We start from the raw sequence: 22,990 nt of genomic DNA, 5'->3' as shown, positions 1-22,990 counted from the left end.
ATTAATTTACAGGGGTGTAAATAATTTTCATTTTAGGTTTAGCGCCTGATGTAGGGTTATAGCCTGTCAACACCGAGCGTGTAGCGTTGACACCTTCGCCTGAAGTTAACAACGCGACTTCAAATTTAGCATTTTCACCCGACTCGTGGTTGAGGAACAGGTTTTGAACATATCGCGTCACATTAAAGCGATAACGTGTATTAGTTGTGTCATAAAAACCATCGAGGTGTGATGTTCCTTCAATCGCATCTGGGATGGTGAACAAAGTGCGCGTTGAATCAAACTGACCAATACTCAATTGAGCTATGCGATTATAGCCGTCATTTTGCTCAACAGGGAGCAGTAACTCAGCACGGTTAATGATAACTCCGTTTTCAAAACCTTCAAAGAAGTTTTCGATATGCGGTATTTCGAGTGTTACACGTGTTCCCCCCATGGCCTGGATGTACAGCTTTTCTCGTCCACCTTCATAATCGTTCAGATCCATTTGAAAAGGTGCCATACTGTAATCGTGCTCGTAGAGGTTGAAATAAGAGCTGGAGTCGTTCAGTATGTACTCGTAAGTCTCTGCATTTTGACCAGATCCATCATCAATGCGATAGTGCATTATCATGCGGTTGAACGATGACAAAGGATCTATGAACATGATTTGTCCGCCATCGAGGAAATAATTATTGTCTTCAGGGACGATAACCAAACCATTGAGGTACTGGACGAAAGCTAATTGATTATCGTAAACTCCTGCTCCTGCAGTCAATAGCTGCTGACCAAAAGTTGAGTCGAGCTTTATGCGTAACTGTGGTGGCTCAGCATTATTTCCAACCTCGAATGTATCTTGAGCATTGGGAGTGTAAATAGTTGCTTCACCAACCGGGTTACCCTCATCATAAGTAAACTGCCTGGCTCCGCCAGGAGTTCTGATCGTACCATTCGAATAAACTGAGTCTGACGCAAATACATTTGTTGTGGCTCGATAAACCTTTAATGAAACGCGATCGAGGTTATTTGCTCTCAAACTGTTTCGTCCGTAATATGAAGTTCCAACAGTAAAGGGAAGTGACATTATGAGCGAGTCAAAAGTTAGGTTGTTGGGATTACCAAAGTCAACCTGAACCTGTGACGGGCGATACTGTAAAAAAAGACTCGCTTTGGTGGGACCAAAAACCGGGTCGTAGTATTCACCGAGAAGCGTTCTAAAACCTTCATCAGAGCGCACAGAATCCACCTTTACAGTTTTGGCTTTTATCGAGAAGGTATCTACCACATTGCCTGATACTTTGTCGCTATCGGGCTGTAGTTGACCGCCTACTTTATTTTCCTTTTTGCAGGAAGAAAGAGCAACAAGAATTAATAAAATGGAAAAGGGGTAAACGAGTACCCCTTTTGCCTGTGACATTATGGTAGTAATGCTCTTAATCGGCAAGAACCGATTTTTCATCGAGTATTTTGTCATAAAATTCTGAGTATGCATCAATGTATGATTCTTCGTCTTGATAGTCGAGGAACGGTTTATCAGCTTCTTTAATTGCCTTTTCCACTCCTTCATCTACATTTTCAGATCCTTTGATTACAGCATCGGCATGAGAGACTGCTAATTTGTGAAGGTTGTTGTAATCAGCCTTTTCAATTACTGAAATTTTATCGTGCTCGATACCGTCAAACTTCACTTTGTTGATCATTTCATCATCGATCTTTTTATCGGGATGTTGGTCGTAAACGCTGTAAACAACCTGTGTATCATTGAAGAGCGGATCATTTTTGTAAACAGTCTTGAGGTAAGTTGGAAGAAGTGAAGTCATCCAGCCGTGACAGTGGATGATATCAGGAGACCAACCTAGTTTTTTTACTGTTTCGAGCACTCCGCGAACAAAAAAGATCGAGCGCTCATCGTTGTCTTCAAAGAAGTTTCCTTCTTTATCCTCAAAAATTGCTTTGCGGTGAAAAAATTCTTCGTTGTCGATGAAGTAAACCTGCATACGTGCCGGTTGTATAGATGCCACCTTGATAATCAACGGATGATCAAAATCATTTACCACTAGGTTCATTCCTGAAAGGCGAATAACTTCATGCAATTGATGACGCCTTTCATTGATTACGCCAAACCTGGGCATAAATGTCCTGATCTCTTTTCCTCTTTCCTGTATCCCTTGTGGCAGATTACGCCCCACACCTGACATTTGGTTTTCAGGAAGGTAGGGGGTTATTTCCTGCGACACAAATAAAATTCTTGGCTTACTCATATTATACCTTCTTTATCAAAAAATTCGCACAAAATTAAGCATAAATGGCTTGTAAATCAAGTTTTCAATTAGTTTTGCCCACTTTGCCCTGCGCTCTGTCAATATAAATTGACTAAATTCAGTGAAGCGTGAAAGTTTGTAGAACAAAGAAAGAAATGCAATCGGTTGTGCAAAATGCACAGGCGAATAATCAATCGATAGGCTTTGTTGCCACCATGGGCGCACTGCACAGCGGCCATCTCGCACTTGTAGAAAGATCGGCAAGTGACAATGACATCACAGTAGTTAGCGTTTACGTAAACCCAACTCAATTCAATAATCCTGAAGATCTCGAAAAATATCCACGTACACTTGAAAGGGATATCGACTATTTGCAATCTGCAGGATGTGATGTAGTTTTCACTCCTACCGATGACGACATGTATCCAGAAGGCAAAAAGTCAAAATCTTATCCTTTTGGCTCTTTAGCTACGAAAATGGAAGGCGAGTTCAGACCCGGCCACTTCGATGGTGTGGGAACCGTAGTTCAAAAACTTTTCGAGATCATTGAACCTAACAATGCTTACTTTGGCGAAAAGGATTATCAACAGGTTTTGGTAGTGCGCAAAATGGCTGAACTTGAAGGTCTCGATGTCAATGTTGTGGGCTGCCCTATTGAGCGCGAAGCGAACGGACTCGCAAAAAGCTCTCGCAACGAGCGACTCACTGATGAGCAAATGGAGAAAGGCTCTATTATTTACAAGTCACTCCTCATGGCCCGTGATCTGAAAGAAAAAGGAAAAACGGTTGAAGAGATCGAAAAAGCTGTCAAAGAGACTTTTAATCAACAGGAGATGTTTGACCTGGAATATTTCAATATTGCCAACACTAAAACGATGGAATTGCTCAACGGCACTATTGATGTTCCCGCTCGCGCATTCATAGCAGTTTTTGCCGGAAATGTGCGTTTGATTGATAACATCAGCCTGAATTAATCGTTACTTTTGCTCACTTTATTTATCAGCGTATTTAGCTATGCTTATTGAAGTTGTAAAATCTAAGATTCACCGCGTTAAGGTTACACAGGCCGATCTCAATTACATCGGCAGCATTACGATTGATGAAGACTTGATGAAAGCCTCAAACATCATTGAAGGCGAAAAAGTGCAAATCGTGAACATCAACAATGGTGAGCGCCTCGAAACTTATGTGATCAAAGGCGAGAGCGGAAGTGGTGAAATTTGCCTCAATGGTCCGGCTGCAAGAAAAGTTGCAGTCAATGATATTATCATTATCATATCTTATGCTCAACTGGAGTTTGAAGAGGCGAAAAAGTTCAAACCTTCCGTTATCTTTCCAGACGAAACCAACAACACTTTGAAACCCTAACTCGCTATGAAAAAGTACCTCACCGGATTTTTGAAAATCGCCATACCGCTGGGTTTTGGTCTTTTTCTCGTGTGGTATTTTTATTCCTCACTAACTCCTGAAGACAAAACAGAAATTATGGGTGCTTTTGAGCGGGCCAACTACAGTTGGGTTTGGCTCTCACTCGTAGCAGCAACCCTCAGTCACATGAGTCGCGCTTACCGATGGAAGTTCACACTGGCTCCACTCGGTTACAAGCCCAATTTCACCAACAGCTTTTTTGCTGTGATGATCGGCTACCTTATCAACCTCGCTGTTCCCAGGCTCGGTGAAATATCGCGCTGTGGAATTGCACGGAAATACGAAAATATCCCGTTTGAAAAATTATTGGGAACAGTTATCGCAGAACGCGTTGCCGATGCACTCATTCTCATGACCACAATCCTCACGGTAGTTTTTCTCCAGTACGAAGTCATCCAGGGTTTACTCAATGATATCCTGGCATCTGTTTTTGGTAAAATATCCGGTACAACAATCCTCGTTTTGTTAGTTGTTTTACTGGTTGGCGGAATAGGATCACTCGTTTTCATCTACCGAATCAAATCAGAAAACAAACTCATTCAAACCATTCAAAAAACACTCAAAGGAATCGTTGACGGGATGCTCAGCATTTACACCATGAAGAAAAAATGGGCATTCATCGGGCACACAATTTTCATTTGGCTGATGTACCTCATGATGTTTTACCTGTGCTTCTTCGCGTTGCCCGAAACATCAGACGTTCCCATTGCGGGCGTACTCACAGGCTTTGCTCTAGGCGGAATCACAATCGCAGTGACAAATGGCGGAATTGGTGCGTACCCGCTCGCTGTACAGGCAATTCTCGTACTTTACGAAGTGGATAAAAATACAGCCGGAGCCTTCGGGTGGATTGTGTGGACAGCTCAAACAATTCTCATCCTTATTTTGGGCGCGCTGTCATTTGCTTTAATTTCACCGTTTAACCGATGGAAAAATGACAAACTCAAATCAACTCAGGCATAAAATCATGGATAAATCGGTTGCGGTCAGAACCGTAGCCGAATGGAAGTCGCAGGGCGAGAAGGTCGTATTCACAAACGGTGTATTTGACCTCTTGCACAAAGGCCACATAGACTACCTCTCAAAAGCAGCCGATTTGGGCACAAAGCTGGTAATGGGTCTCAACAGCGATGCATCGGTGAAAACGCTGAATAAAGGTCCGGCCAGGCCCATCAAAGACCAGGATCAACGCGCTACAATTTTGGCAGCTCTCTTTTTTGTGGATGCCGTCATCATTTTCGATGAAGAAACACCTTTTGATCTTATCAATGAGCTCACACCTAATGTTCTGGTAAAAGGAGGCGACTACGACCCAAAGTGTTCTGACCAAAATGATAAACGCTACATTGTGGGATCTGACCATGTGAAAAAAAATGGCGGAAAAGTAGAAGCAATCGCCTTTTTACCGGGCTATTCCACCACATCTTTAGAGCAAAAAATATTGGATTCAAACCAATAGCTTTACCTTAGCGGCATGGCTAAAACGAAATCCGTTTTCATCTGTCAAAACTGCGGTGCGCAATCGCCAAAGTGGGTTGGACGCTGCTCCAGCTGCGGTGAATGGAACTCTTTTGTAGAGGAAGTTATCACGAAAAATGATAAAAAGCGCGCTTCGGTCAGAACCGAATCGACTAACGACACCATTGCCAAACCGCTGGCTCTGACCGAAATTGAAACGGAAAACCTGCCGCGTATTTCAACCAACAACAACGAGCTAGATCGCGTTTTAGGCGGAGGTATCGTCCCGGGTTCGCTCGTGCTTATAGGTGGTGAGCCCGGAATCGGGAAATCAACACTGATGTTGCAAATAGCCGTTTCGCTACCGGGCAAAAAAGTGCTGTACATCTCGGGTGAGGAGAGTCCGCAGCAAATCAAAATGCGCGCCCAGCGAATGGGAAAAGAAGCTGCCGATACTTTTTTACTGGCCGAAACATCACTCGACACAATATTCAAACACATCAAGAATGTAGCACCTGACATCCTGATTGTGGATTCTATTCAAACGCTACACACCTCATTGATCGAAAGCGCTCCGGGAAGCGTGAGCCAGGTGCGCGAGTGCACAGCCGAACTGTTGCGTTTTGCTAAAGAGAGCAACATTCCCGTTTTCCTCATCGGGCACATCAACAAGGAAGGCCACATTGCCGGTCCCAAAATACTGGAACACATGGTAGATAGTGTCTTGCAGTTTGAGGGCGACCGCAACCACATTTATCGCTTGCTCAGATCCGTGAAAAACCGCTTTGGATCGACTAACGAGTTGGGGATTTACGAAATGGAAGGGAGCGGCTTGCGGGAAGTGCGCAATCCGTCAGAGATATTCATCGGTAACCGCGATCAGTCACTCAGCGGAACAGCTATTGCCGCAACAATGGAAGGCTTGCGCCCAATGATGATTGAAACGCAGGCGCTGGTGAGTACGGCCGCTTACGGCACTCCACAACGATCTGCTACGGGTTTTGACCTGCGCAGACTCTCAATGCTTTTAGCTGTGCTGGAAAAACGCTGCGGGTTCAAGCTCGCTACGAAAGATGTGTTTTTAAACATCGCGGGCGGAATAAAAGTGGATGATCCGGCCATCGACCTGGCACTGGTTTGTTCCGTGTTATCCTCCAATGCCGATATGCCGATAAGTGCCAATTACTGCTTTGCTGCCGAGGTTGGACTTTCAGGAGAAATAAGACCCGTGACACGCTGCGATCAACGAATCAGCGAAGCAGAAAAACTCGGCTTTGAAAAGATCTACATCAGTTCGTACAACAAAAAAGGCATCGACCAAAAAGACTACAACATCGAGATTAAAATGGTGAAGCAAATCGGTGAAGTTTTTGCTGATCTTTTTGGGTAAAAAAACCTGAAGCGTGTTGCTTCAGGTATTAGTGATGAACAGTGTCAATATTTAGCCAATGAGTCATCAATTTCGTCAGCATATTCTAATATACCTCCTTTAAGATTGTAGAGGTTATCGTAACCAAACTTTTCCTTGAGAGCTCGAATTGCATCTCCACTTCTCGCACCTGTTCTACAATGAACAACGACTTTTTTGTCTTTGGCTATTTTACCGGCTTCATCTAGAACGTTATTAAGTGGTATCAATTCACCTCCAAGGTTTGAAATTCTGTATTCAAACTCTTCACGAACATCAATGAGCTGAAAGTCTTCACCATTCTCTTTCAACTCTTTTAGTTCTTTTGCTGAAAGCTCTTTAACACTTTCTTGTTTAGCATCTTCCTCTTCTTGTTGAGGTATACCGCAAAAGTGCTCATAATCGATAAGTTCATGAATTGTTGGATTCTCACCACTAATTGGATTCTTGGGATCTTTCTTGAATTTGAATATCCTCGTTTCAAAACCAAGCGTATCAAAACTGAACATTCTTCCTATAAGCGGATCTCCGACACCAGAAAGAACTTTTATTACTTCATTGGCTTGTAAACTTCCCAATATTCCTGGGAGTACGCCAATAACGCCTCCTTCAGCACAACTGGGAACAAGGCCTGGTGGTGGTGGTTCTGAATAAAGATCTCTATAGTTAGGGCCAGTCGTTCCATCTTCATACTGATAATTAAATACAGTTAACTGACCGTCAAAACGGAATATAGAAGCATACACATATGGTTTGTTGAGCAAAACACACGCATCGTTTACTAAATATCTCGTTGGAAAATTATCTGTCCCATCAGCAACGATATCGTATTCTTTAATAATATCAAGGGCATTTGAAGAGTTGAGCTGTGTGTTGTATATTTTGAACTCAATATGAGGGTTGAGCCCCTTCATGCGCTCAACAGCAGCTTCTGTTTTAGGTTTACCAACATCGTCTGTTGAAAATAAAACCTGCCTTTGCAAGTTGCTATCTTCTACAACATCAAAGTCAACGACTCCAATTGTACCAACACCTGCTGCCGTGAGATATTGCAATAAAGGAGCTCCTAATCCTCCAGTTCCCACAACAAGCACTTTGGCACTTTTTAGCTTTTTTTGGCCATCGATATTAAACTCTGGTATGATTAAGTGCCGGCTATACCTTTCTAATTCTTCTTTAGAGAAAAAATCATCTTTCTTCATAAAAACCTAGCTTTTACCTCCTGCAATAGCTGGAACAATACTAACCGTTGTTTCCTTTTTTATCGCTGTTTCTCCTTCATTGAGGTCTTTAATATCTTCATCTCCAACAAAAACCTTAATGAAAGATCTCAAATCATCTTCATCATTAAACAACTGGGATTTGAGTTTTGGATGCTTTTCAACCAATTCACGTAGAGCAGTATCCACATTTTCTGCATTAGACTCAAATGTTTTTTCCTGATCTGTAAATTTTCTCAATGGTGTTGGAATTGTAATTTTTGCCATAACTATTTGTTTTTATTGTTATTATATACCTGATAAATTTGAGAGTCTCTTCTTTTATCAGCTTTTTGATTTCTTTTAAATTTCTATTTCACTATTTGCTCTTCTATAAATTTTGATTCGTCTAGCCTCCAGGATTGGATATTAGCTAGCTCCTTTTTTCTTATTGAGATGATGATGTAAGAAAAGTAAGGGACAGCTTGTTTTAAGTCGTGCTCAGAGGGAATAGAAGGGTGGTCAGGATGTGAATGATATACACCTAAAAGCGATAAGTCGTTTTCTTCAGCATATTGTTCAGCTTTCATGTAGTCTTTAGCCGAAACCTCAAACCTACGCTCTCTATTTTCTTCTCTGGTGTTTTCCACAGGAATAGCTTGCGTAACCAATCTTTCTTCATTTTCATCTCCGTAAAAAAAGCCACAGCATTCATGTGGGTAAGTCTTAATGGCATCTTCAACCATCGCTGCTTTTGCTTTTTCTGTTAATTGTATTTTCATAATAATCTGGTTTTAAATCTCTTTTCAGAAGCTGTTGTGTTTAGATACCCTACACAGATCGCTAATAAAGCATAAAATGTTTTAGAAAATATTCTTCATTACCTCGGGATAGTTACTGCCATGATCTGGGAACACTGTCACGATTACTCCCTGATCTATTTCTTTTGATAACTCAACTGCACTGAACAGATTAGCCGCAGAAGACGGACTCAACATCAAGCCCAATTTTTGGCCTGCTTTTTTTACGTATTCGTAAGCTTTTTCCGTTGAAACCTCTTTTCTTTCATCTGCCAAATTTGGATCGTAAAATTCAGGCACTCTGGCTGTTTCCATATCCTTCCAACCTTCCAAACCATGTAGCGCAGAATCTGGGTGCACAGAAATTACTCTTATTGCTTCATTAAAGCTTTTCAACGCCTTTGAAGTACCTATGAATGTACCTGAAGTTCCAACCCCGGTTATAAAGTGTGTTATCTCTTTTTGGGTTTGTTCATATATTTCAGGGCCGGTGCTGTTGAAATGTGCTTTCCAGTTATTTGAGTTTGCGTACTGATCAGCATAATAATACATCTCTGGATTAGCGTGCTTTAGATCAAGGGCTTTTTCCTGTGCTCCATCGGTGAGCTCATAAGGTGACGTATAAATCAAATGCGCATTGAATGCCTTGAGTGCTGAAACTTTTGTAATTGATGCATTCTCAGGAATACACAATGTAAAAGGGATGTCTAATGCTGCTGCAATAGCTGCATAAGCAACACCTGTGTTGCCACTACTTGCATCGAGCAATTGACTCCCTGGTGATAACTCACCATTATCTATGGCGCTTTTTACAATATTGAAAGCTGCTCTGGCTTTAACGCTATTTGTCAATTGATTCCACTCAAGTTTGGCGTATATTTTAACATTTTCATTCTGATGAAGACCTGTGATAGGGAAGAGAGGTGTATTCCCTACAAATGGTTGTAATTGATCTATTTTTTGTTTTAAAGTCTCACTTTCTGTGATAGTCATTAAAAATGCTTTTTCTTATCTTTAAAGTTAAAAACCTGGCGTTAAGATGTCCGTTTAGTTGACAGTGCAAAATACTAGGAAAAACTATGTTTCTATTACCTATTTCAGCTCATAGTTAAAACCCCAAAAACGAGAATAACGTTTACATTGTTTCGATAGTGATTAACAACTGTTTTGTCAAGTTCTTACCACAATTTTTTAATATTTCATAAAAGGCGTCTTCAATTATTAGGACTTCGAGAAACCAGGTGTAAAGTCTTAAAAAGAACTACAAATCGGAAGAAGAATGAAAAACCTTTGGTTTAAACCCTCTGGTCAGCACTATTCAAGAATCTTCACCTCCTCAATGACTCTTCATTTCTAAATGGTGAAAAATCTCGAAATATAGAGATATACTCTACCTGCAGTCGAGCGAGATATAGATGTGTTTTCTTGATAAAAAGATTGAGATCAGGATTGAGACGGAGAAAACAAGCGATCCTTTGCTAAACAATAAACCTAAATCTTAAATCGTAGGCTCCGTCTCATCAGATAGTGAAATGCACGCTCACTTAACTGCTGAAATTCTACGCGTCAGTTCCCGAGGCCGTTTAGCTCGTAGTTTTGATTTCGTGTAAAAGCTGAATCCGCTACTCGTCTAAGGTTTTACGTTTACAAATTTCACCGCCTTAATGATTCTTGAAGAACTTTTCTAAAGTTTGGAACTTTAGAAAAGTTGAAACTGAGGAATGAAACCCCTTAAACACTAAACGTTAAACATTAAACTAACTGAGTTTATCCGCCAGAATATTCATTTCAATAACAGGCGAAATCTTTTCGTAGATCACGTGATAAACTGCCTGGCAAATAGGCAAATCAACTTCAAATTTTTCGTTGATCGCCATAATGCTTTTTACAGCATAGTAGCCCTCAGCAATCATATCCATTTCAAGCTGGGCCGTATTTACAGAATATCCCTTCCCGATCATAAAACCGAAAGTGCGGTTGCGCGAGAATTTTGAATATGCTGTCACGAGCAAATCCCCAAGATAAGCTGATGTCAGTACATCGCGGTGAATCGGGTTTACAGCATCGATGAATCGTTCCGCTTCCTGTATCGCATTTGAAACCAAAACCGCCTGGAAGTTATCCCCGTATCCGAGTCCGCTGTAAATACCGCTCGCTATGGCGTACACATTTTTTAAAACTGCTGAGAGCTCGGTTCCGAACAGGTCATCAGAAATAGAAGTTTTGATGTAACGGCAATCCAGCATTTTGGCAAAATTAGCCGCTATGTCCTGATCGGGGCAGGCAACCGTGATATATGACAAGCGCTCGAGCGCCACTTCTTCAGCGTGACAAGGCCCTGAGATCATCCCTATTTGCTCGTAAGGGATTCTGAACGTCTTGTGAAAATAACGGGCCGGAATAGCGTTGAACTCCGGCACAATCCCCTTAATAGCCGAGATGATGATCTTTTTGTCCATCCCATCGCGCGGGTAATCGTCAAACATATTGGCGATAAATGCCGATGGCGTGGCCATTACCAACACCTGTGAGCTGTCGATAATCTCCTTTAGATCTGTGCTCACATGAATCTTGTCCATGTTGTACTCCACAGATTGCAAATACTTGGGATTGTGATGGTACTTTTTGAGGTGATCAACACTCTTTTCGTTTCGCATCCACCAATTTACGCGATCGAGATTGTTGGTGAGCATCTTTACGATGGCTGATGCCCAGCTTCCTCCTCCAATAACAGCTACAGACGGATTGTTTTTCAAAACGCTTTCGTGTTTGGTGAACAGCAAAGTTGTAATTTATCTCGAAATTACGCCTACTCCACTGCAAAATTCACAAAAAACACCACCTTTGCACGCTCGTGAATAAAGGGGTTCAATACATGCTCATATCGGCTTTGTGCTTTAGCCTCATGCAGTTGTGCGTGAAGTTTTTGAGCCACTTGCCCTTTACTGAGCTCGTTTTTTTCAGATCCATCGTATCGCTGGTGTTGAGCCTCATCATTTTGAAAAGAGCTGGCGTAAATCCGCTCGGCAACAAGCGCAAGTATTTGGTACTGCGCGGAATCTTTGGCGTCATTGCCCTGTCGAGTTTCTTTTTCACTCTTCAGAACCTGCCCATCGCAACGGCTATCGTGATCCAGTACTTGAGTCCGATGTTCACGGCATTATTTGCCATCTGGATATTGAAAGAACCCATGAAGCCTGTTCAATGGCTCTTTTTTGCTCTTTCTTTTGCGGGTATTATCGTCATCAAAGGATTCAACGATGACATCGACCTCATCTACATGATTGCCGGGGTGGTATCGGCTGTTTTTGCCGGACTCGCCTACAACATGATCGGGAAGGTGAAAGGATCTGACCACCCCGTAGTGGTGGTGTTTTACTTTCCGCTTATCGCCACACCTATCATGGGAGTTGTTTCGCTTTTTTACTGGGAAACGCCCGTTGGGTGGGACTGGCTCATCATTCTTGCTATGGGCGTATTCACACAGCTCGCACAGGTCACTATGACAAAAGCCTGGCAGGCCGAGGAAGCCAATCAAATAGCCCCGCTGAAATACGTGGGCATCATCTTCGCGCTGTTTTGGGATTACTCGATTTTCGGCATCTCGCACGACTGGTCGATGTTTGTAGGGATCGGACTCGTGATCTCCGGTGTCATCGCCAATCTACTAATGAAAAAACGGCTGAACAGGAAGTCTGCTTAGATTTTGGTCATAGCCAAATCAAAAATAAATTCATAGCTTCGATGACAGTTAGTCGAAAAACAGCAAAATGGATCGTTTATTAATCATATTCTTCAGTTTACTGATCAGTACTACCTGTTTAAAGGCACAGGTAGAGCATGTTTTCAGCAAAGATTTTGATCATAATGGCCGCATTAACTCTTCGAGTAATGTTGAAGAAATAAGCCCCGGACAATATGTGTTTTCACAGTGGATAAGTACACAAAACTACCGGGACCTCGAACTCGTCAAGATCAATGAACAGGGCGATTCGATTACCAGTACGAAAGTACAGTACAACAACCAACGGCTTTATGACGGTAGAGCAGGATCATTAGCTTTTACTTCAAATTCAAAACTCGCCTATCTCTATGACCCCAGCCAGGACAGTATCGCTATCCTTAGCTTTTATACCACTTTGCTCGATCACACTTTTACGAGAGTATACGATATGGGACGGTGGACAGCTACCAGCAATGTCGCCCAGGTCAATGACTCTACACTCATTCTTACAGGACGTGTTGAGAATAACAATGATATCGATATTTTCGTGATCAATACGGACTTGCAGGGTAATGAAAGATGGAGAAAAATCATACCAAACCCTGGTCTTTTTGACAGGAATGCCAAAGTTTATTCATTGAATAATAAGGTTCTAATTGGCTATATAGTTGAATACAACGTTGCTGACTTAAAACCCGGTTTAATTGTATTAGATCCTGAGACGGGGAATATTGAACACGATACAATCTATCAGGATTACTCATTAGGTGTTGATTTTATCAATACGGGAAGTTATGAAAATGATGAGGTTTATTTCTGTGCTGGTAAAATAGTGAACAACCAACAAAACACTGCTTTAATCAAATTAAGAACAGATGATTACTCAATTGAATGGAGTAAGGAATATTTTCCGGAAGGAAGTATTTTGCCAACAGAGGGCTATCTTAAAGACGGGATCATTAACCTTACCGGTGGGCCTTTTGGAGTACCTCCAGTTGACAGTACTTTTTTTATGAAGGTTTCTGCCTCAAACGGGGACAGCCTCGACATCGAGTGGTACAAATACAACAATTCTGACAGAACGGGTCTTTTGGACATTGAAGCAACTTCAGATGGTGGCTTCATCATGGCCGGGGAGGTATCTAATCCTGACCAAAACGCCTGGATCGTCAAAGCTGATCCCAATGGCTGTATCAGCCAGTTGTGCCTGGGGGTTGATGATGTCGTTAAACAAAACGTGAATGTTTCTATTTACCCCAATCCTACCCGGCAAAACAGTACACTCGCTATTGACAAAGCTCACCTACTAGGAAAAGACGCTGTGTTCACACTCTACAACAGCACGGGGCAGGAGGTCATGCATTTCCCGGTACAGGGAAGTAATTTTCAAAAAAGATTGAGAGTTGATGAGCCGGGACTGTATTTTGGTGTTCTCACCCAAAATGGTGAACCGGTAAAAACAGCAAAATGGATCGTTTATTAATCAAGTGTTGAGGTCGAGGCTAAGGTTAAGGCCGAGAGGAGTTCTAATTGAGTTGTGGAATTATTGTGTGTTTAAGTTGTTATAAAGTTTGGCGTTCGGGTGATAGATCGTTCGTTTCGGCCAACCTGCAAACTAACCAACCACCAAAGTTAAGGCCGAGGTCAAGGCCAAGGTTAAGAAAACTCGTAAAATCATATCGTGAGTAGATTGAATTTCATTCTCGCCTCAAACTGTTTGTTCTTTAAAACGTCACTCAATGACTCTTCATTTCTAAATGGTTTAAAAAACAGTCCTAATGCAATTAATCCTCGATGTTGAAGAACTTTTCTAAAGTTCGAACTTTAGAAAAATTGAATGAGTTCAAAAGGAAGGGTTCTGACCATTAAACTGATCAGAACCCGGTACTTTTACTTTTTACTCTCCATCAATCGTATCCTCTAACCACGAGAAAAATTCACGTTGCCACAGTAATCCGTTTTGTGGTTTGAGAATCCAGTGGTTTTCATCAGGGAAATAGAGAAATTTGCTTTTTAATCCTTTTAACTGAGCGGCCTGGAAAGCTTCCATTCCCTGCGTGTATGGAACACGAAAATCTTTTCCGCTGTGGATGACCATCATCGGGCTGTCCCAGTTGTCTACAAAGTTGTGAGGAGAATATTTCTCGTAACTCTCGGGTGGATTACTTCCCCAGTAAGGTCCGCCAATATCGAAGTTGGCAAAGAATAGCTCTTCTGTAGATCCGTACCAGCTCTCGAGGTTAAACAATCCGCAGTGTGAGATGAACGTGTTAAAACGATCTTCGTGGTTACCGGCAAGGAAGTAAACCGAATAACCTCCGTAACTCGCTCCCACAGCTCCGGTGCGCTCGTTGTCGCAATACGGCTCTTCTATCACGGCATCAAATGCCGCTTTGTAATCGTCAATTGCCTGTCCGCCCCAGTTCTTACTGATCTCTTCATTCCATTCTTGTCCAAAAGTTGGCAAACCCCTACGGTTTGGCGCTACAACTATGTAACCTTTAGCCGCCATTAGTTGAAAGTTCCAGCGGAAAGAGTAAAATTGCGAAACAGCACTCTGTGGTCCGCCCTGGCAATAAAGGAGTGTTGGATATTTTTTCTTTGGATCAAAATCTGGCGGATAGATCACCCAGGTTAGCATTTTTTCACCATCAGTGGTTTCGATAAAGCGCTTTTCAATTTTGCTGTCTTTGATCTTTGAATACGCTTTGTCATTCACTTTCGTCAATTGCTTTTCTTCACCAGATTCAATGTTATAGCTGTACAACTCATTAGCACGGTTCATCGTGGATTTGTGAGCCACTACTCGTGTTGGCCCAACACCAACAATACCGGTAATATTGTGATCTCCTGATGTCAATGCTTTGCGTGTTTCATCGAGACTTTTCACTTTTTTATCAATTACAGCTGACATGCTGTAAAGCTGGTAAGTAGCCTCGTCACCAGCATTGATGATAACCTCGTTGTTCCCGTGAAAAGCAAATCCAAAAAGCTGGCGGTCCCAGTTTTGGGTGATGTTTACAGGGTTTTTGATATCATCTGTATTAGCAATTTTCAATTCGTTTTGGTCAGACTCATAACCATCTCTCTCCATGCTCAACCAAGCGAAAAGAGTTCCGTTTTCATTGAATTGCGGATCAGTGTCGTACCCTTTATTTGCTTCCGTTACATTTTCGGTTTTTCCTGATTCTACATCATAAAAATAGATGTCGGTGTTTGTGCTTTCGGCATATTCTTTTCCTGTGAGTTTCTTGCAAACGTAAGCCAGAGTTGTGCCATCCGGACTCCAGGTAAAGTCTTCACCTCCGTGAAAAGGCTTAACCGGAACATCGTAAGGCTCATCCGGCATAATATCTTCAATGTTGGAGATTACTCCTTCTCTGTAATCGGCAACGTGAAGATGACTGTACGAGCCATCTTCCCATGTATCCCAGTGACGGTACATTAAATCGGTGTAGATTTTAGCATTTGCTCGTCCCAGGTCAGGGTATTTCGCTACGAGTGGATCTTTCACCCTCACATCAGTTGTAAAAGCAATCTTGTCACCTGAAGGTGAATACTTGAAATGAGAAACAGCTACATCCTGGTTTTCCATTGTGCGAACATTCATTCCGCTCAAGTCAACTTCAAAAAGCTTCCCGTGATTGATAAATCCAATCCTTTTTCCGCTGGGATGTAGTTGAACACCGTGTTCAGAACCTTCCATCTCGGTAATTTGATTCACCTGTCCGGTGCGGTTGTTGAGTACATACAAATCAGAACCGCCCGAGTTTTTTGCAACATCGTATTTCGTGACGCTGTAAACAACTAAATCGTATTGTGAGACAAAAACCTCACCGCTTACGCGGCCCAATTCCCATAATTTCTCGGGAGTCATTCGGTTCTGACCGAAGCTCAAAAGACTAAAAATTACTGCTATTCCTGCTATTGCGACTTTTTTCATTGTAACTTTTCTTTACCTGTTTTGCGTTAAGTTTATAGATTTTTAACCCATAGCGGGCATAAAAATAATAGTTTACTGATTTGTGGTTCCTACATTTGCCATTTAATATCAAATTTTACGATGGACGATATTTTGATCAAAGCCGCTCAACTGCTGTTGAGCTTATCCATATTGGTGATTTTGCACGAGTTTGGCCACTTCCTGCCCGCCAAGCTATTTGGAGTTAAAGTTGAAAAATTTTACCTGTTTTTTGATCCGTGGTTTTCACTTTTTAAAACCAAAAAAGGTGATACTGAATACGGTGTTGGCTGGCTCCCGCTGGGCGGTTATGTCAAACTCTCGGGCATGATTGACGAGAGCATGGACAAGGAACAGATGAAAGAACCCGCAAAGGATTACGAATTCAGAGCCAAACCTGCATGGCAGCGACTCATCGTCATGCTGGGCGGTGTCACGGTAAATGTTATCCTGGGCATTTTCATTTACTCCATGATCATGATGACCTGGGGAAAAACCTACCTCAGCGCTGAAGATGCCAAATACGGTGTTCACGTAAGTGAAACAGCAAAACAAGCCGGTTTTAAGGACGGAGACCGTGTAATTGAAATTGACGGAGAACCGCTCCCAAAAGATTACACTTATGCTACAATCACACAGGAACTTCTTCTAAATGAGGAAATCAACGAAGTAACAGTTGAAAACAATGGTCAGACCCGAACGGTTCGCGTACCGCACGAATTTGCTCAAAAGATGTTAGCCTCAGGAGAGAAATCGCTGTTCACAGAGCGTATTCCGTTCATTGCCGATACTGTTCTTCCAAACTCACCTGCCCAAAGTGCGGGAATACAAAAGGGCGACAAATTCATGGCTGTAAACGGGAAAAATGCTGAGTATTTCATCGACTTTGCTAAAACCGTTCAGGATATGAAAGGGGAAGAAGTCGAGATTACAGTAAAGCGCAATGGTGAGCCTGTAACGCTCTCTGCAATGGTTGGCGAAGACGGCAAAGTTGGCGTTGGAAATAAGCCTATCACTAACTTTTTTGAACTCACACAAAAAGATTATTCCTTTTTTGAGGCATTCCCGGCCGGTTATAATTTAGCACTGGACAAAATGGGCGGCTACATCGATCAGTTCAGCCTTATTTTCAGCAAAGAAGGTGTTAGTCAGCTCGGTGGTTTTGGTACTATCGGGAACCTTTTCCCAAGTGCGTGGGACTGGCGAACTTTTTGGAACCTTACAGCTTTTCTATCCCTCATTTTAGCAATTATGAATATCTTGCCCATTCCGGCCCTTGATGGCGGACACGTCATGTTCTTGCTCTACGAAATTGTAAGCGGAAGAAAGCCGGGCGAAAAATTCATGGAATACGCTCAACTGGCAGGAATGCTACTGTTGCTCACTTTGCTTCTTTGGGCAAATGGTAACGATGTTTTGAGGATGTTAGATTAGAGAATAAAACATGAAAAAATTACTTCTTTCATTGATCTTTTTCACTGCGCTCAACAGCTTTGCGCAGGACGAGACTTATCGGGTAAATGCCGGTGAGTCTGATGATAAGGCTTCAGCTTCCAGCGAACTGGGCGATTTATACGTTGTGCCGTTTAAAGATGCGCTTTTCAAATGTCATTTTTCGCAGGAGCTGATGAACGTGAACGGGCTCAAGTTTGAAGAGCTCAGCGACACGTTGAAATTTGGATTGGTAAAAGCGGTTTCCAAAACATTTGGTGACAGCGTTTCTTCTATTCACTTTCAGAACCCACGTAAAGCAGTGCTCGTGAAAAACAACGAGCTCGCCTTTAACTCGATGAAATACGAGTATGTTGGTGTTCCAAAAGTCGAAGAGGAAAAATCGAAGCTCGATAAATTCAAGTCGAAATTTAAAAAGAAAGAAGAGCCAAAACGCGAGGGGACTTACATAGAAAACGGTCAGTTACGCACAAACCGGAGTAAAGGTGACAAGTACATGAATGCGGTTTTTCAGCGTGATGATTTCCTATTCCTCTTGCGCGAAAAACACCAAACTGACTATTTGGTTTCCATCAACCAGCTCGATTTCGTTATCCCGATGGATGCGAGTCAGCTCGACATTCAGCACAATCGCTACAACAGAAATTTACAGGCTCATTATTCAGTTTACAAGACTGACGGAACCTGGCTGCACGGTGGAAAAGCCGCTATTCAAGTTCCGGCCAGTGACAATTCGGTTCTGACCATTAACGAGACTTACATGCCGGAATTAGCGAAGATTATTTATTCGCAATTTCAAGCAGCTACTGAACGATAGTTCTTTTCGACTATTATCTTTACAACCCAATTGATCAAAAATTGACTCATGCCAAACATCGGTTCACCATATATTTTTCTTATTGGAGTTAGTGTCATTGTTGTATTGAGTTACTTCTACAACCTCATCAGCAAGCGCACGAATATTCCAACAGTTTTAATGCTCATCACGACCGGAATCATCCTCAACCAGTTGATGAATTATTTTGAAATGGGCGAGATCAATATGATGTCTATTTTAGAGTTACTGGGGATTGTGGGATTAATTATGATCGTGCTGGAAGCCGCACTCGACCTCAAACTCACGAAGGACAAAGCGCCCATCATTATCAAATCCATGTCGGTTGCATTGCTGGAGTTACTGGCTACAACGGCTGTGCTCACTTACATCGTGCAGTTTTTTACAGGTGCCTCGATTCAGCAAAGTATTTTCTACGCCATGCCGATGAGTATTTTGAGTAGTGCTATTGTGATTCCGTCTGTTGGTTCTTTAGATGAACACAAGAAAGAATTTTTGATTTACAACAGTACCTTTTCCGACATCTTCGGGATTATGTTCTTCTACTTTTATGCCGGGGCTGTCGATGCCGAGAGCAGTTCGGCTATGCTTGCTAACTTTGGAACGAATACGCTCATCACGATCTTGCTCTCTTTCGTGTTGAGTTATGCTCTCGTGTGGGTATTCCAAAAAATCGAATCGGAAGTAAAGCTGTTTTTACTGATTGCAGTTTTGGTGTTACTCTACGCACTGGGTAAAATGCTTCACTTGTCGTCATTACTCATTATTCTCACATTTGGCCTGATACTCAACAACCGTAAAGTATTTTTCCAGGGTCGCCTTAGTCGCTGGATCAAACCAGTTGCTATGCGCAGGGTTCTGGTCGATTTCAGGCTTATCACGATCGAAACCGCATTTGTGGTGCGCACTTTCTTCTTCGTGGTATTTGGGATGACGATCGTTCTTTCTTCGCTCGTATCAGTAAAAGTTTTTCTGGTGAGTGTCATCATTCTGGCTGCAGCCTATTTGATACGCTTCATTTTCCTTTTCTTTATCGAGCGGAAAGCTGCTAAAACAGAGCTATGGATAGCACCAAGAGGTTTGATCACCATCTTGCTCTACTTCGCTATTCCAAGCGAGTACCAAATTGAAGCATTTGAATCGGGAATCTTGTTATATGTGATATTAGGTACCAGCATCATCATGACCTGGAGTTTGATATCGAGCAAAAAGACTGATATCTACGATGAGCTCTACGATGATGAAATCGCCAGGCAAGAACAGGAAGCCATAGATCAACACACAAAAGATCAGTCCTCGTAATAGGTATCTGCTTTGTGCTCATCGAGAGAATTGAATTCGATGAACGAAATATTTGTAACGGCTTCAACGGTGTGAATCACATTTGGGTAAATATTCAACTCAACCGGAGCCTGAACTTCGTGATGAAACGTTTCTCCTGTTTTTCGGTCAGAGCCATAAACCTTAGCTAAACCACTGGTCAAAATCAAAATTTCAGGGTTTTTAGTAGCCGAATTTCCTTTGTGGTAATGCCCTCCACTCTTCGATCCTTTTTTGCGCTGAGCAACAATAAATCCTTCAGCTGTGCGAGTGGCCAAACCAAAAGTTGATCCGTTTTCATTTTGGCCAATTTCATCCAGCTTTTTCACGACAATCCCATTCATAAACACATGTTTTTTTGGTTCTGACAGTCTTTAGGTCAAAAATGCATTAAATACTACCTTTGGCGAAAATAAAACGACTTCTCCACGCATGAAAATAATTGTTCCAATGGCGGGCATGGGAAAACGGATGCGCCCGCATACGCTCACTGTTCCCAAACCACTTTTACCTATTGCAGGAAAGCCAATTGTTCAAAGACTGGTTGAAGACATTGCTAATGTTGCTGATGAAAAAATCACCGATATTGCTTTTGTTACAGGTAGATTTGGATCTGAAACAGAAAAAAAACTGCTGGAAGTAGCTGATGACCTGGGAGCAAAAGGCCACATCTGTTACCAGGATGAAGCACTTGGAACAGCTCATGCAATTTTGTGTGCCAAAGAATTACTCGAAGGCAATGTGATTGTCGCTTTTGCCGATACACTTTTCAAAGCCGACTTTAAATTCAACGCTGAAAAAGACGGTGTCCTTTGGGTTCAAAAAATTGAAGACCCCAGCCAATTTGGCGTTGTGAAAATCGATGATAATAGTGTCATTACCGAATACGTTGAAAAGCCAAAAGAATATGTCTCAGATCTGGCGATGATCGGGATTTACTATTTCAAAAATGGTGCAACACTTCGCAAGGAACTCGAATACCTCATCGAAAACGACATTATTAAAGGTGGCGAATACCAACTTCCAGATGCTCTGCGCAACATGACCGAAAAAGGGATGGAATTCGTTCCGGGAGAAGTTGAAGAGTGGCTCGATTGCGGAAACAAAAACGCTACAGTTCACACCAATTCGCGCATTTTAGCTTTCAACAGCGATAAAGATCAAAAAGACTCATCGGCTAAGATCATCAACAGCATCATTAACGAACCTTGTTATCTCGGTGAAAATGTTGTCATTGAAAATAGCGTTGTGGGGCCGCACGTTAGTATTCACGAAAACACAACTGTTAAAGACAGTGTGATCAAAAACAGCATCGTCTACACCAACACGGTTATTGAAGGATTGAACGCTGATAACTCAATGATCGGGAATCACGTTACCTTAAAGTCAGAACCTAAAGATTTAAGTATTGGAGATTATTCAAAACAGTAAAATAGCCGGTGTTTTTCTCTCGATTTTATTGCTGAGTTCCTGCTCTGTTTTCAACAAAGCAGCTAAAAAGGATAAAGCAACTCAAAATAAAACAGGGTACACACCAAATGACAAGCTGAACTCAAACTCGTTTAAGTCGGCATACTTTGACGGAATCAAGCAAAAGTCGCTCGAGAACTGGGATCAAGCACTCTCATCATTTGACAGATGCCTTGAAATGGTTCCCGGCCATCCGGCAACTTTATACCAAAAGTCTCTGGTTCTGACCGAAAAAAGCGATTACGAAAAAGCGGTTACCTCCATTCAAAAAGCAATTTCTGTAGAAGACACCAACCGCTGGTACCTCGATCATTACGCTGATCTACTCAAACGAACGAACAATTACAAGAAAGCTGGTGAAACATTTAAAAAACTCACTGAGTTAAATCCCGGTCAAATCCGCTACTATTACGAATTAGCCAATATGTACCTCTACGAAAACCGCGTTGATGATGCACTCGTAGTGTACGATGAAATTGAGGAGAAAATAGGGTTCAATGCCGATATCATCAAGCAGAAGTACAAGCTGCACTCAAAGCAGGGCAACAACAAAAAGGCCGAGGAAGAAGTCAAAAAGCTGATCAAAAACGATCCCACAAATGCGAATTACCGCGGAATGTTAGCTTCATTGTACCGGAGCCAGGGAGAATATGAAAAAGCGATTGAAACATTCAAAAAGCTGCGCGACCTAGACCCCGAAAATCCGCTAATCGCGCTTTCCCTTGCCGATTATTACGAAGATGCCGGTAAAGACGATTTGGCCTTTGAAGAGCGCAAAAAGGCTTTTGCAAATCCCGAGCTCGACATCGACAGCAAAGTCAAAATTTTACTGAATTACTACCGCGTTTCAGATCCGGGTGATCAACTGGCACAAAAGAGTCTTGAGTTGCTCTCGATCCTTGAAAAGTCACACCCTGATGAAGCTAAAACATTTGCCATATATGGAGACTTCCTCATAAGAGAGGGAAGCTCAGAAAAAGCGCGCGAGAAATACATCAAAAGTATCGCACTTGACAGCAGCCGTTTTCTCGTTTGGAATCAACTACTCATCATTGAAAGTGAACTCAATAAAACAGAATCACTCCAGGAGCACAGTGCTGCTGCAATGGAGTTGTTTCCTAGTCAGCCCATATCGTTCCTCATGAACGGACTCAGCAACTTACAACTCGAAAACTACGACAAAGCAGCTTTTGCATTGGAGCAGGGAAAAAATCTGGTAGTTGACAACCAGTCTCTTCAAACGCAGTTCTACAGTAGCCTCGGTGATGCTTATTACAATCTCGAAAAATACGAGAAAGCATGGCTCAACTATGAAAATGCTCTAAAGCTCAATCCAAAAAACGATTATGTGCTCAACAACTATGCGTACTTTTTGAGCTTGCGCAAGGAGAACCTGGAAAAGGCTAAGGAGATGGCTTCTCAAACAGTTAAAAGACATCCTACAAATCCTACTTATCTAGATACTTATGCCTGGGTGCTCTACCAAAAAGGAGAATATCAAAAAGCAAAAACACACCTCGAAACTGCTCTTGAAAATGGCGGAATGAGCCAGGGTGAAATATTGGAGCATTACGGTGATGTACTCAACAAATTAGGTCAAAAGGAAGCAGCCCGTAAGTACTGGAAAAAAGCGAAAGATACAGGAGCCGCTTCAGATCAAATTGACGAAAAACTAACTCAATCTGCACAGTAAGC

Annotated in this window: 21 protein-coding genes; 12 read left to right on the top strand and 9 right to left on the bottom strand. The window is 42.1% G+C overall.

The annotated features are described in order from the left end of the window. Position 1: 1 nt before the first annotated feature. Together RI557_RS01445 and RI557_RS01440 are read right to left on the bottom strand one after the other, a co-directional pair. Positions 2-1,438, bottom strand: coding sequence for a DUF4270 family protein (locus tag RI557_RS01445; protein ID WP_310681595.1), 1,437 nt, complete (start codon positions 1,436-1,438; stop codon positions 2-4). Further along, positions 1,413-2,240 (bottom strand): glycogen/starch synthase, encoded by an 828-nt coding sequence (locus tag RI557_RS01440; RefSeq protein ID WP_310681593.1) that lies wholly within the window; start codon positions 2,238-2,240, stop codon positions 1,413-1,415. Before RI557_RS01440 ends, RI557_RS01445 begins: the two co-directional genes overlap by 26 nt. Before the next feature lie 128 nt (positions 2,241-2,368). On the opposite strand from RI557_RS01440, the gene panC reads away from it, so the two are divergent. Genes panC through radA form a run of 5 tightly spaced genes read left to right on the top strand, consistent with a single transcriptional unit; the run spans position 2,369 to position 6,516 of the window. Then, positions 2,369-3,214, top strand: coding sequence for a pantoate--beta-alanine ligase (gene panC, locus RI557_RS01435; RefSeq protein ID WP_310666755.1), 846 nt, complete (start codon positions 2,369-2,371; stop codon positions 3,212-3,214). A 40-nt stretch (positions 3,215-3,254) separates the two neighbouring features. Further along, a complete protein-coding gene (gene panD, locus RI557_RS01430; RefSeq protein ID WP_310666754.1) occupies positions 3,255-3,608 on the top strand; it encodes an aspartate 1-decarboxylase in 354 nt (117 codons plus the stop codon). Between the two features lie 6 nt (positions 3,609-3,614). Then, a complete protein-coding gene (locus RI557_RS01425) occupies positions 3,615-4,631 on the top strand; it encodes a lysylphosphatidylglycerol synthase transmembrane domain-containing protein (RefSeq protein ID WP_310666753.1) in 1,017 nt (338 codons plus the stop codon). Positions 4,632-4,635: 4 nt separating this feature from the next. Beyond that, positions 4,636-5,127, top strand: coding sequence for an adenylyltransferase/cytidyltransferase family protein (locus RI557_RS01420; RefSeq protein ID WP_310681591.1), 492 nt, complete (start codon positions 4,636-4,638; stop codon positions 5,125-5,127). 15 nt (positions 5,128-5,142) lie between these two features. After that, positions 5,143-6,516 carry a DNA repair protein RadA gene (gene radA, locus RI557_RS01415; RefSeq protein ID WP_310666751.1) on the top strand — a complete coding sequence of 458 codons (1,374 nt, stop codon included), beginning with the start codon at positions 5,143-5,145 and terminating at the stop codon, positions 6,514-6,516. Positions 6,517-6,560: 44 nt separating this feature from the next. Here radA and moeB read toward each other — a convergent pair whose 3' ends face one another. From moeB to RI557_RS01390, 5 genes are all read right to left on the bottom strand, one after another. Next, entirely contained in the window at positions 6,561-7,736 is a 1,176-nt protein-coding gene (gene moeB / locus RI557_RS01410) for a molybdopterin-synthase adenylyltransferase MoeB (protein ID WP_310666750.1), read from the bottom strand. 6 nt (positions 7,737-7,742) lie between these two features. Next, entirely contained in the window at positions 7,743-8,021 is a 279-nt protein-coding gene (locus RI557_RS01405; protein ID WP_310666749.1) for a MoaD/ThiS family protein, read from the bottom strand. Between the two features lie 83 nt (positions 8,022-8,104). Further along, on the bottom strand, positions 8,105-8,515 hold the full coding sequence (locus tag RI557_RS01400) for a M67 family metallopeptidase (protein WP_310681584.1): 411 nt from the start codon (positions 8,513-8,515) through the stop codon (positions 8,105-8,107). Positions 8,516-8,596: 81 nt separating this feature from the next. Further along, positions 8,597-9,526 (bottom strand): cysteine synthase family protein, encoded by a 930-nt coding sequence (locus RI557_RS01395; protein ID WP_310666747.1) that lies wholly within the window; start codon positions 9,524-9,526, stop codon positions 8,597-8,599. A 764-nt stretch (positions 9,527-10,290) separates the two neighbouring features. Further along, entirely contained in the window at positions 10,291-11,316 is a 1,026-nt protein-coding gene (locus RI557_RS01390; RefSeq protein WP_310666746.1) for an NAD(P)H-dependent glycerol-3-phosphate dehydrogenase, read from the bottom strand. A gap of 71 nt (positions 11,317-11,387) precedes the next feature. Between RI557_RS01390 and RI557_RS01385 the strand changes: the two genes are divergently transcribed. Beyond that, positions 11,388-12,236 (top strand): DMT family transporter, encoded by an 849-nt coding sequence (locus RI557_RS01385; RefSeq protein ID WP_310666745.1) that lies wholly within the window; start codon positions 11,388-11,390, stop codon positions 12,234-12,236. Between the two features lie 67 nt (positions 12,237-12,303). Next, positions 12,304-13,740, top strand: a complete 1,437-nt coding sequence (locus RI557_RS01380) for a T9SS type A sorting domain-containing protein (RefSeq protein ID WP_310681583.1) — start codon at positions 12,304-12,306, stop codon at positions 13,738-13,740. Between the two features lie 414 nt (positions 13,741-14,154). Here RI557_RS01380 and RI557_RS01375 read toward each other — a convergent pair whose 3' ends face one another. Beyond that, positions 14,155-16,200, bottom strand: a complete 2,046-nt coding sequence (locus tag RI557_RS01375; protein WP_310681582.1) for a S9 family peptidase — start codon at positions 16,198-16,200, stop codon at positions 14,155-14,157. A gap of 120 nt (positions 16,201-16,320) precedes the next feature. Between RI557_RS01375 and rseP the strand changes: the two genes are divergently transcribed. Genes rseP through RI557_RS01360 form a run of 3 tightly spaced genes read left to right on the top strand, consistent with a single transcriptional unit; the run spans position 16,321 to position 19,807 of the window. Continuing rightward, positions 16,321-17,652 (top strand): RIP metalloprotease RseP, encoded by a 1,332-nt coding sequence (rseP, locus tag RI557_RS01370; RefSeq protein ID WP_310681581.1) that lies wholly within the window; start codon positions 16,321-16,323, stop codon positions 17,650-17,652. A 10-nt stretch (positions 17,653-17,662) separates the two neighbouring features. Further along, positions 17,663-18,487: a hypothetical protein gene (locus RI557_RS01365; protein ID WP_310681580.1), complete on the top strand. Its 825-nt coding sequence runs from the start codon at positions 17,663-17,665 to the stop codon at positions 18,485-18,487. A 48-nt stretch (positions 18,488-18,535) separates the two neighbouring features. Further along, positions 18,536-19,807, top strand: coding sequence for a cation:proton antiporter (locus tag RI557_RS01360; protein ID WP_310666740.1), 1,272 nt, complete (start codon positions 18,536-18,538; stop codon positions 19,805-19,807). On the opposite strand, the gene RI557_RS01355 is transcribed toward RI557_RS01360, so the two are convergent. Continuing rightward, entirely contained in the window at positions 19,795-20,169 is a 375-nt protein-coding gene (locus RI557_RS01355) for a hypothetical protein (protein ID WP_310666739.1), read from the bottom strand. The two genes, RI557_RS01360 and RI557_RS01355, sit on opposite strands and share 13 nt — an antisense overlap. 88 nt (positions 20,170-20,257) lie before the next feature. On the opposite strand from RI557_RS01355, the gene RI557_RS01350 reads away from it, so the two are divergent. Together RI557_RS01350 and RI557_RS01345 are read left to right on the top strand one after the other, a co-directional pair. Next, positions 20,258-21,256, top strand: a complete 999-nt coding sequence (locus RI557_RS01350; protein ID WP_310666738.1) for a sugar phosphate nucleotidyltransferase — start codon at positions 20,258-20,260, stop codon at positions 21,254-21,256. After that, positions 21,234-22,988 carry a tetratricopeptide repeat protein gene (locus tag RI557_RS01345; protein WP_310681579.1) on the top strand — a complete coding sequence of 585 codons (1,755 nt, stop codon included), beginning with the start codon at positions 21,234-21,236 and terminating at the stop codon, positions 22,986-22,988. Before RI557_RS01350 ends, RI557_RS01345 begins: the two co-directional genes overlap by 23 nt. Positions 22,989-22,990: the final 2 nt, after the last annotated feature.

Source organism: Salibacter sp. (assembly GCF_031581065.1).
GTDB lineage: Bacteria > Bacteroidota > Bacteroidia > Flavobacteriales_G > Salibacteraceae > Salibacter.
The sequence above is the reverse complement of the archived record's forward strand: the minus strand, read 5'-3'. Positions and strand labels throughout refer to the sequence as shown.

Excerpts from the sequence above, each read along its gene's own strand:
- RI557_RS01425 (WP_310666753.1), top strand. The coding sequence starts at position 3,615 with ATGAAAAAGTACCTCACCGGATTTTTGAAAATCGCCATACCGCTGGGT.
- RI557_RS01440 (WP_310681593.1), bottom strand. The coding sequence starts at position 2,240 with ATGAGTAAGCCAAGAATTTTATTTGTGTCGCAGGAAATAACCCCCTAC.
- RI557_RS01420 (WP_310681591.1), top strand. The coding sequence starts at position 4,636 with ATGGATAAATCGGTTGCGGTCAGAACCGTAGCCGAATGGAAGTCGCAG.
- RI557_RS01375 (WP_310681582.1), bottom strand. The coding sequence starts at position 16,200 with ATGAAAAAAGTCGCAATAGCAGGAATAGCAGTAATTTTTAGTCTTTTG.
- RI557_RS01445 (WP_310681595.1), bottom strand. The coding sequence starts at position 1,438 with ATGAAAAATCGGTTCTTGCCGATTAAGAGCATTACTACCATAATGTCA.
- RI557_RS01360 (WP_310666740.1), top strand. The coding sequence starts at position 18,536 with ATGCCAAACATCGGTTCACCATATATTTTTCTTATTGGAGTTAGTGTC.
- RI557_RS01395 (WP_310666747.1), bottom strand. The coding sequence starts at position 9,526 with ATGACTATCACAGAAAGTGAGACTTTAAAACAAAAAATAGATCAATTA.
- RI557_RS01400 (WP_310681584.1), bottom strand. The coding sequence starts at position 8,515 with ATGAAAATACAATTAACAGAAAAAGCAAAAGCAGCGATGGTTGAAGAT.
- RI557_RS01365 (WP_310681580.1), top strand. The coding sequence starts at position 17,663 with ATGAAAAAATTACTTCTTTCATTGATCTTTTTCACTGCGCTCAACAGC.
- RI557_RS01405 (WP_310666749.1), bottom strand. The coding sequence starts at position 8,021 with ATGGCAAAAATTACAATTCCAACACCATTGAGAAAATTTACAGATCAG.
- rseP (WP_310681581.1), top strand. The coding sequence starts at position 16,321 with ATGGACGATATTTTGATCAAAGCCGCTCAACTGCTGTTGAGCTTATCC.
- panD (WP_310666754.1), top strand. The coding sequence starts at position 3,255 with ATGCTTATTGAAGTTGTAAAATCTAAGATTCACCGCGTTAAGGTTACA.
- RI557_RS01380 (WP_310681583.1), top strand. The coding sequence starts at position 12,304 with ATGGATCGTTTATTAATCATATTCTTCAGTTTACTGATCAGTACTACC.
- radA (WP_310666751.1), top strand. The coding sequence starts at position 5,143 with ATGGCTAAAACGAAATCCGTTTTCATCTGTCAAAACTGCGGTGCGCAA.
- RI557_RS01350 (WP_310666738.1), top strand. The coding sequence starts at position 20,258 with ATGAAAATAATTGTTCCAATGGCGGGCATGGGAAAACGGATGCGCCCG.
- RI557_RS01355 (WP_310666739.1), bottom strand. The coding sequence starts at position 20,169 with ATGAATGGGATTGTCGTGAAAAAGCTGGATGAAATTGGCCAAAATGAA.
- moeB (WP_310666750.1), bottom strand. The coding sequence starts at position 7,736 with ATGAAGAAAGATGATTTTTTCTCTAAAGAAGAATTAGAAAGGTATAGC.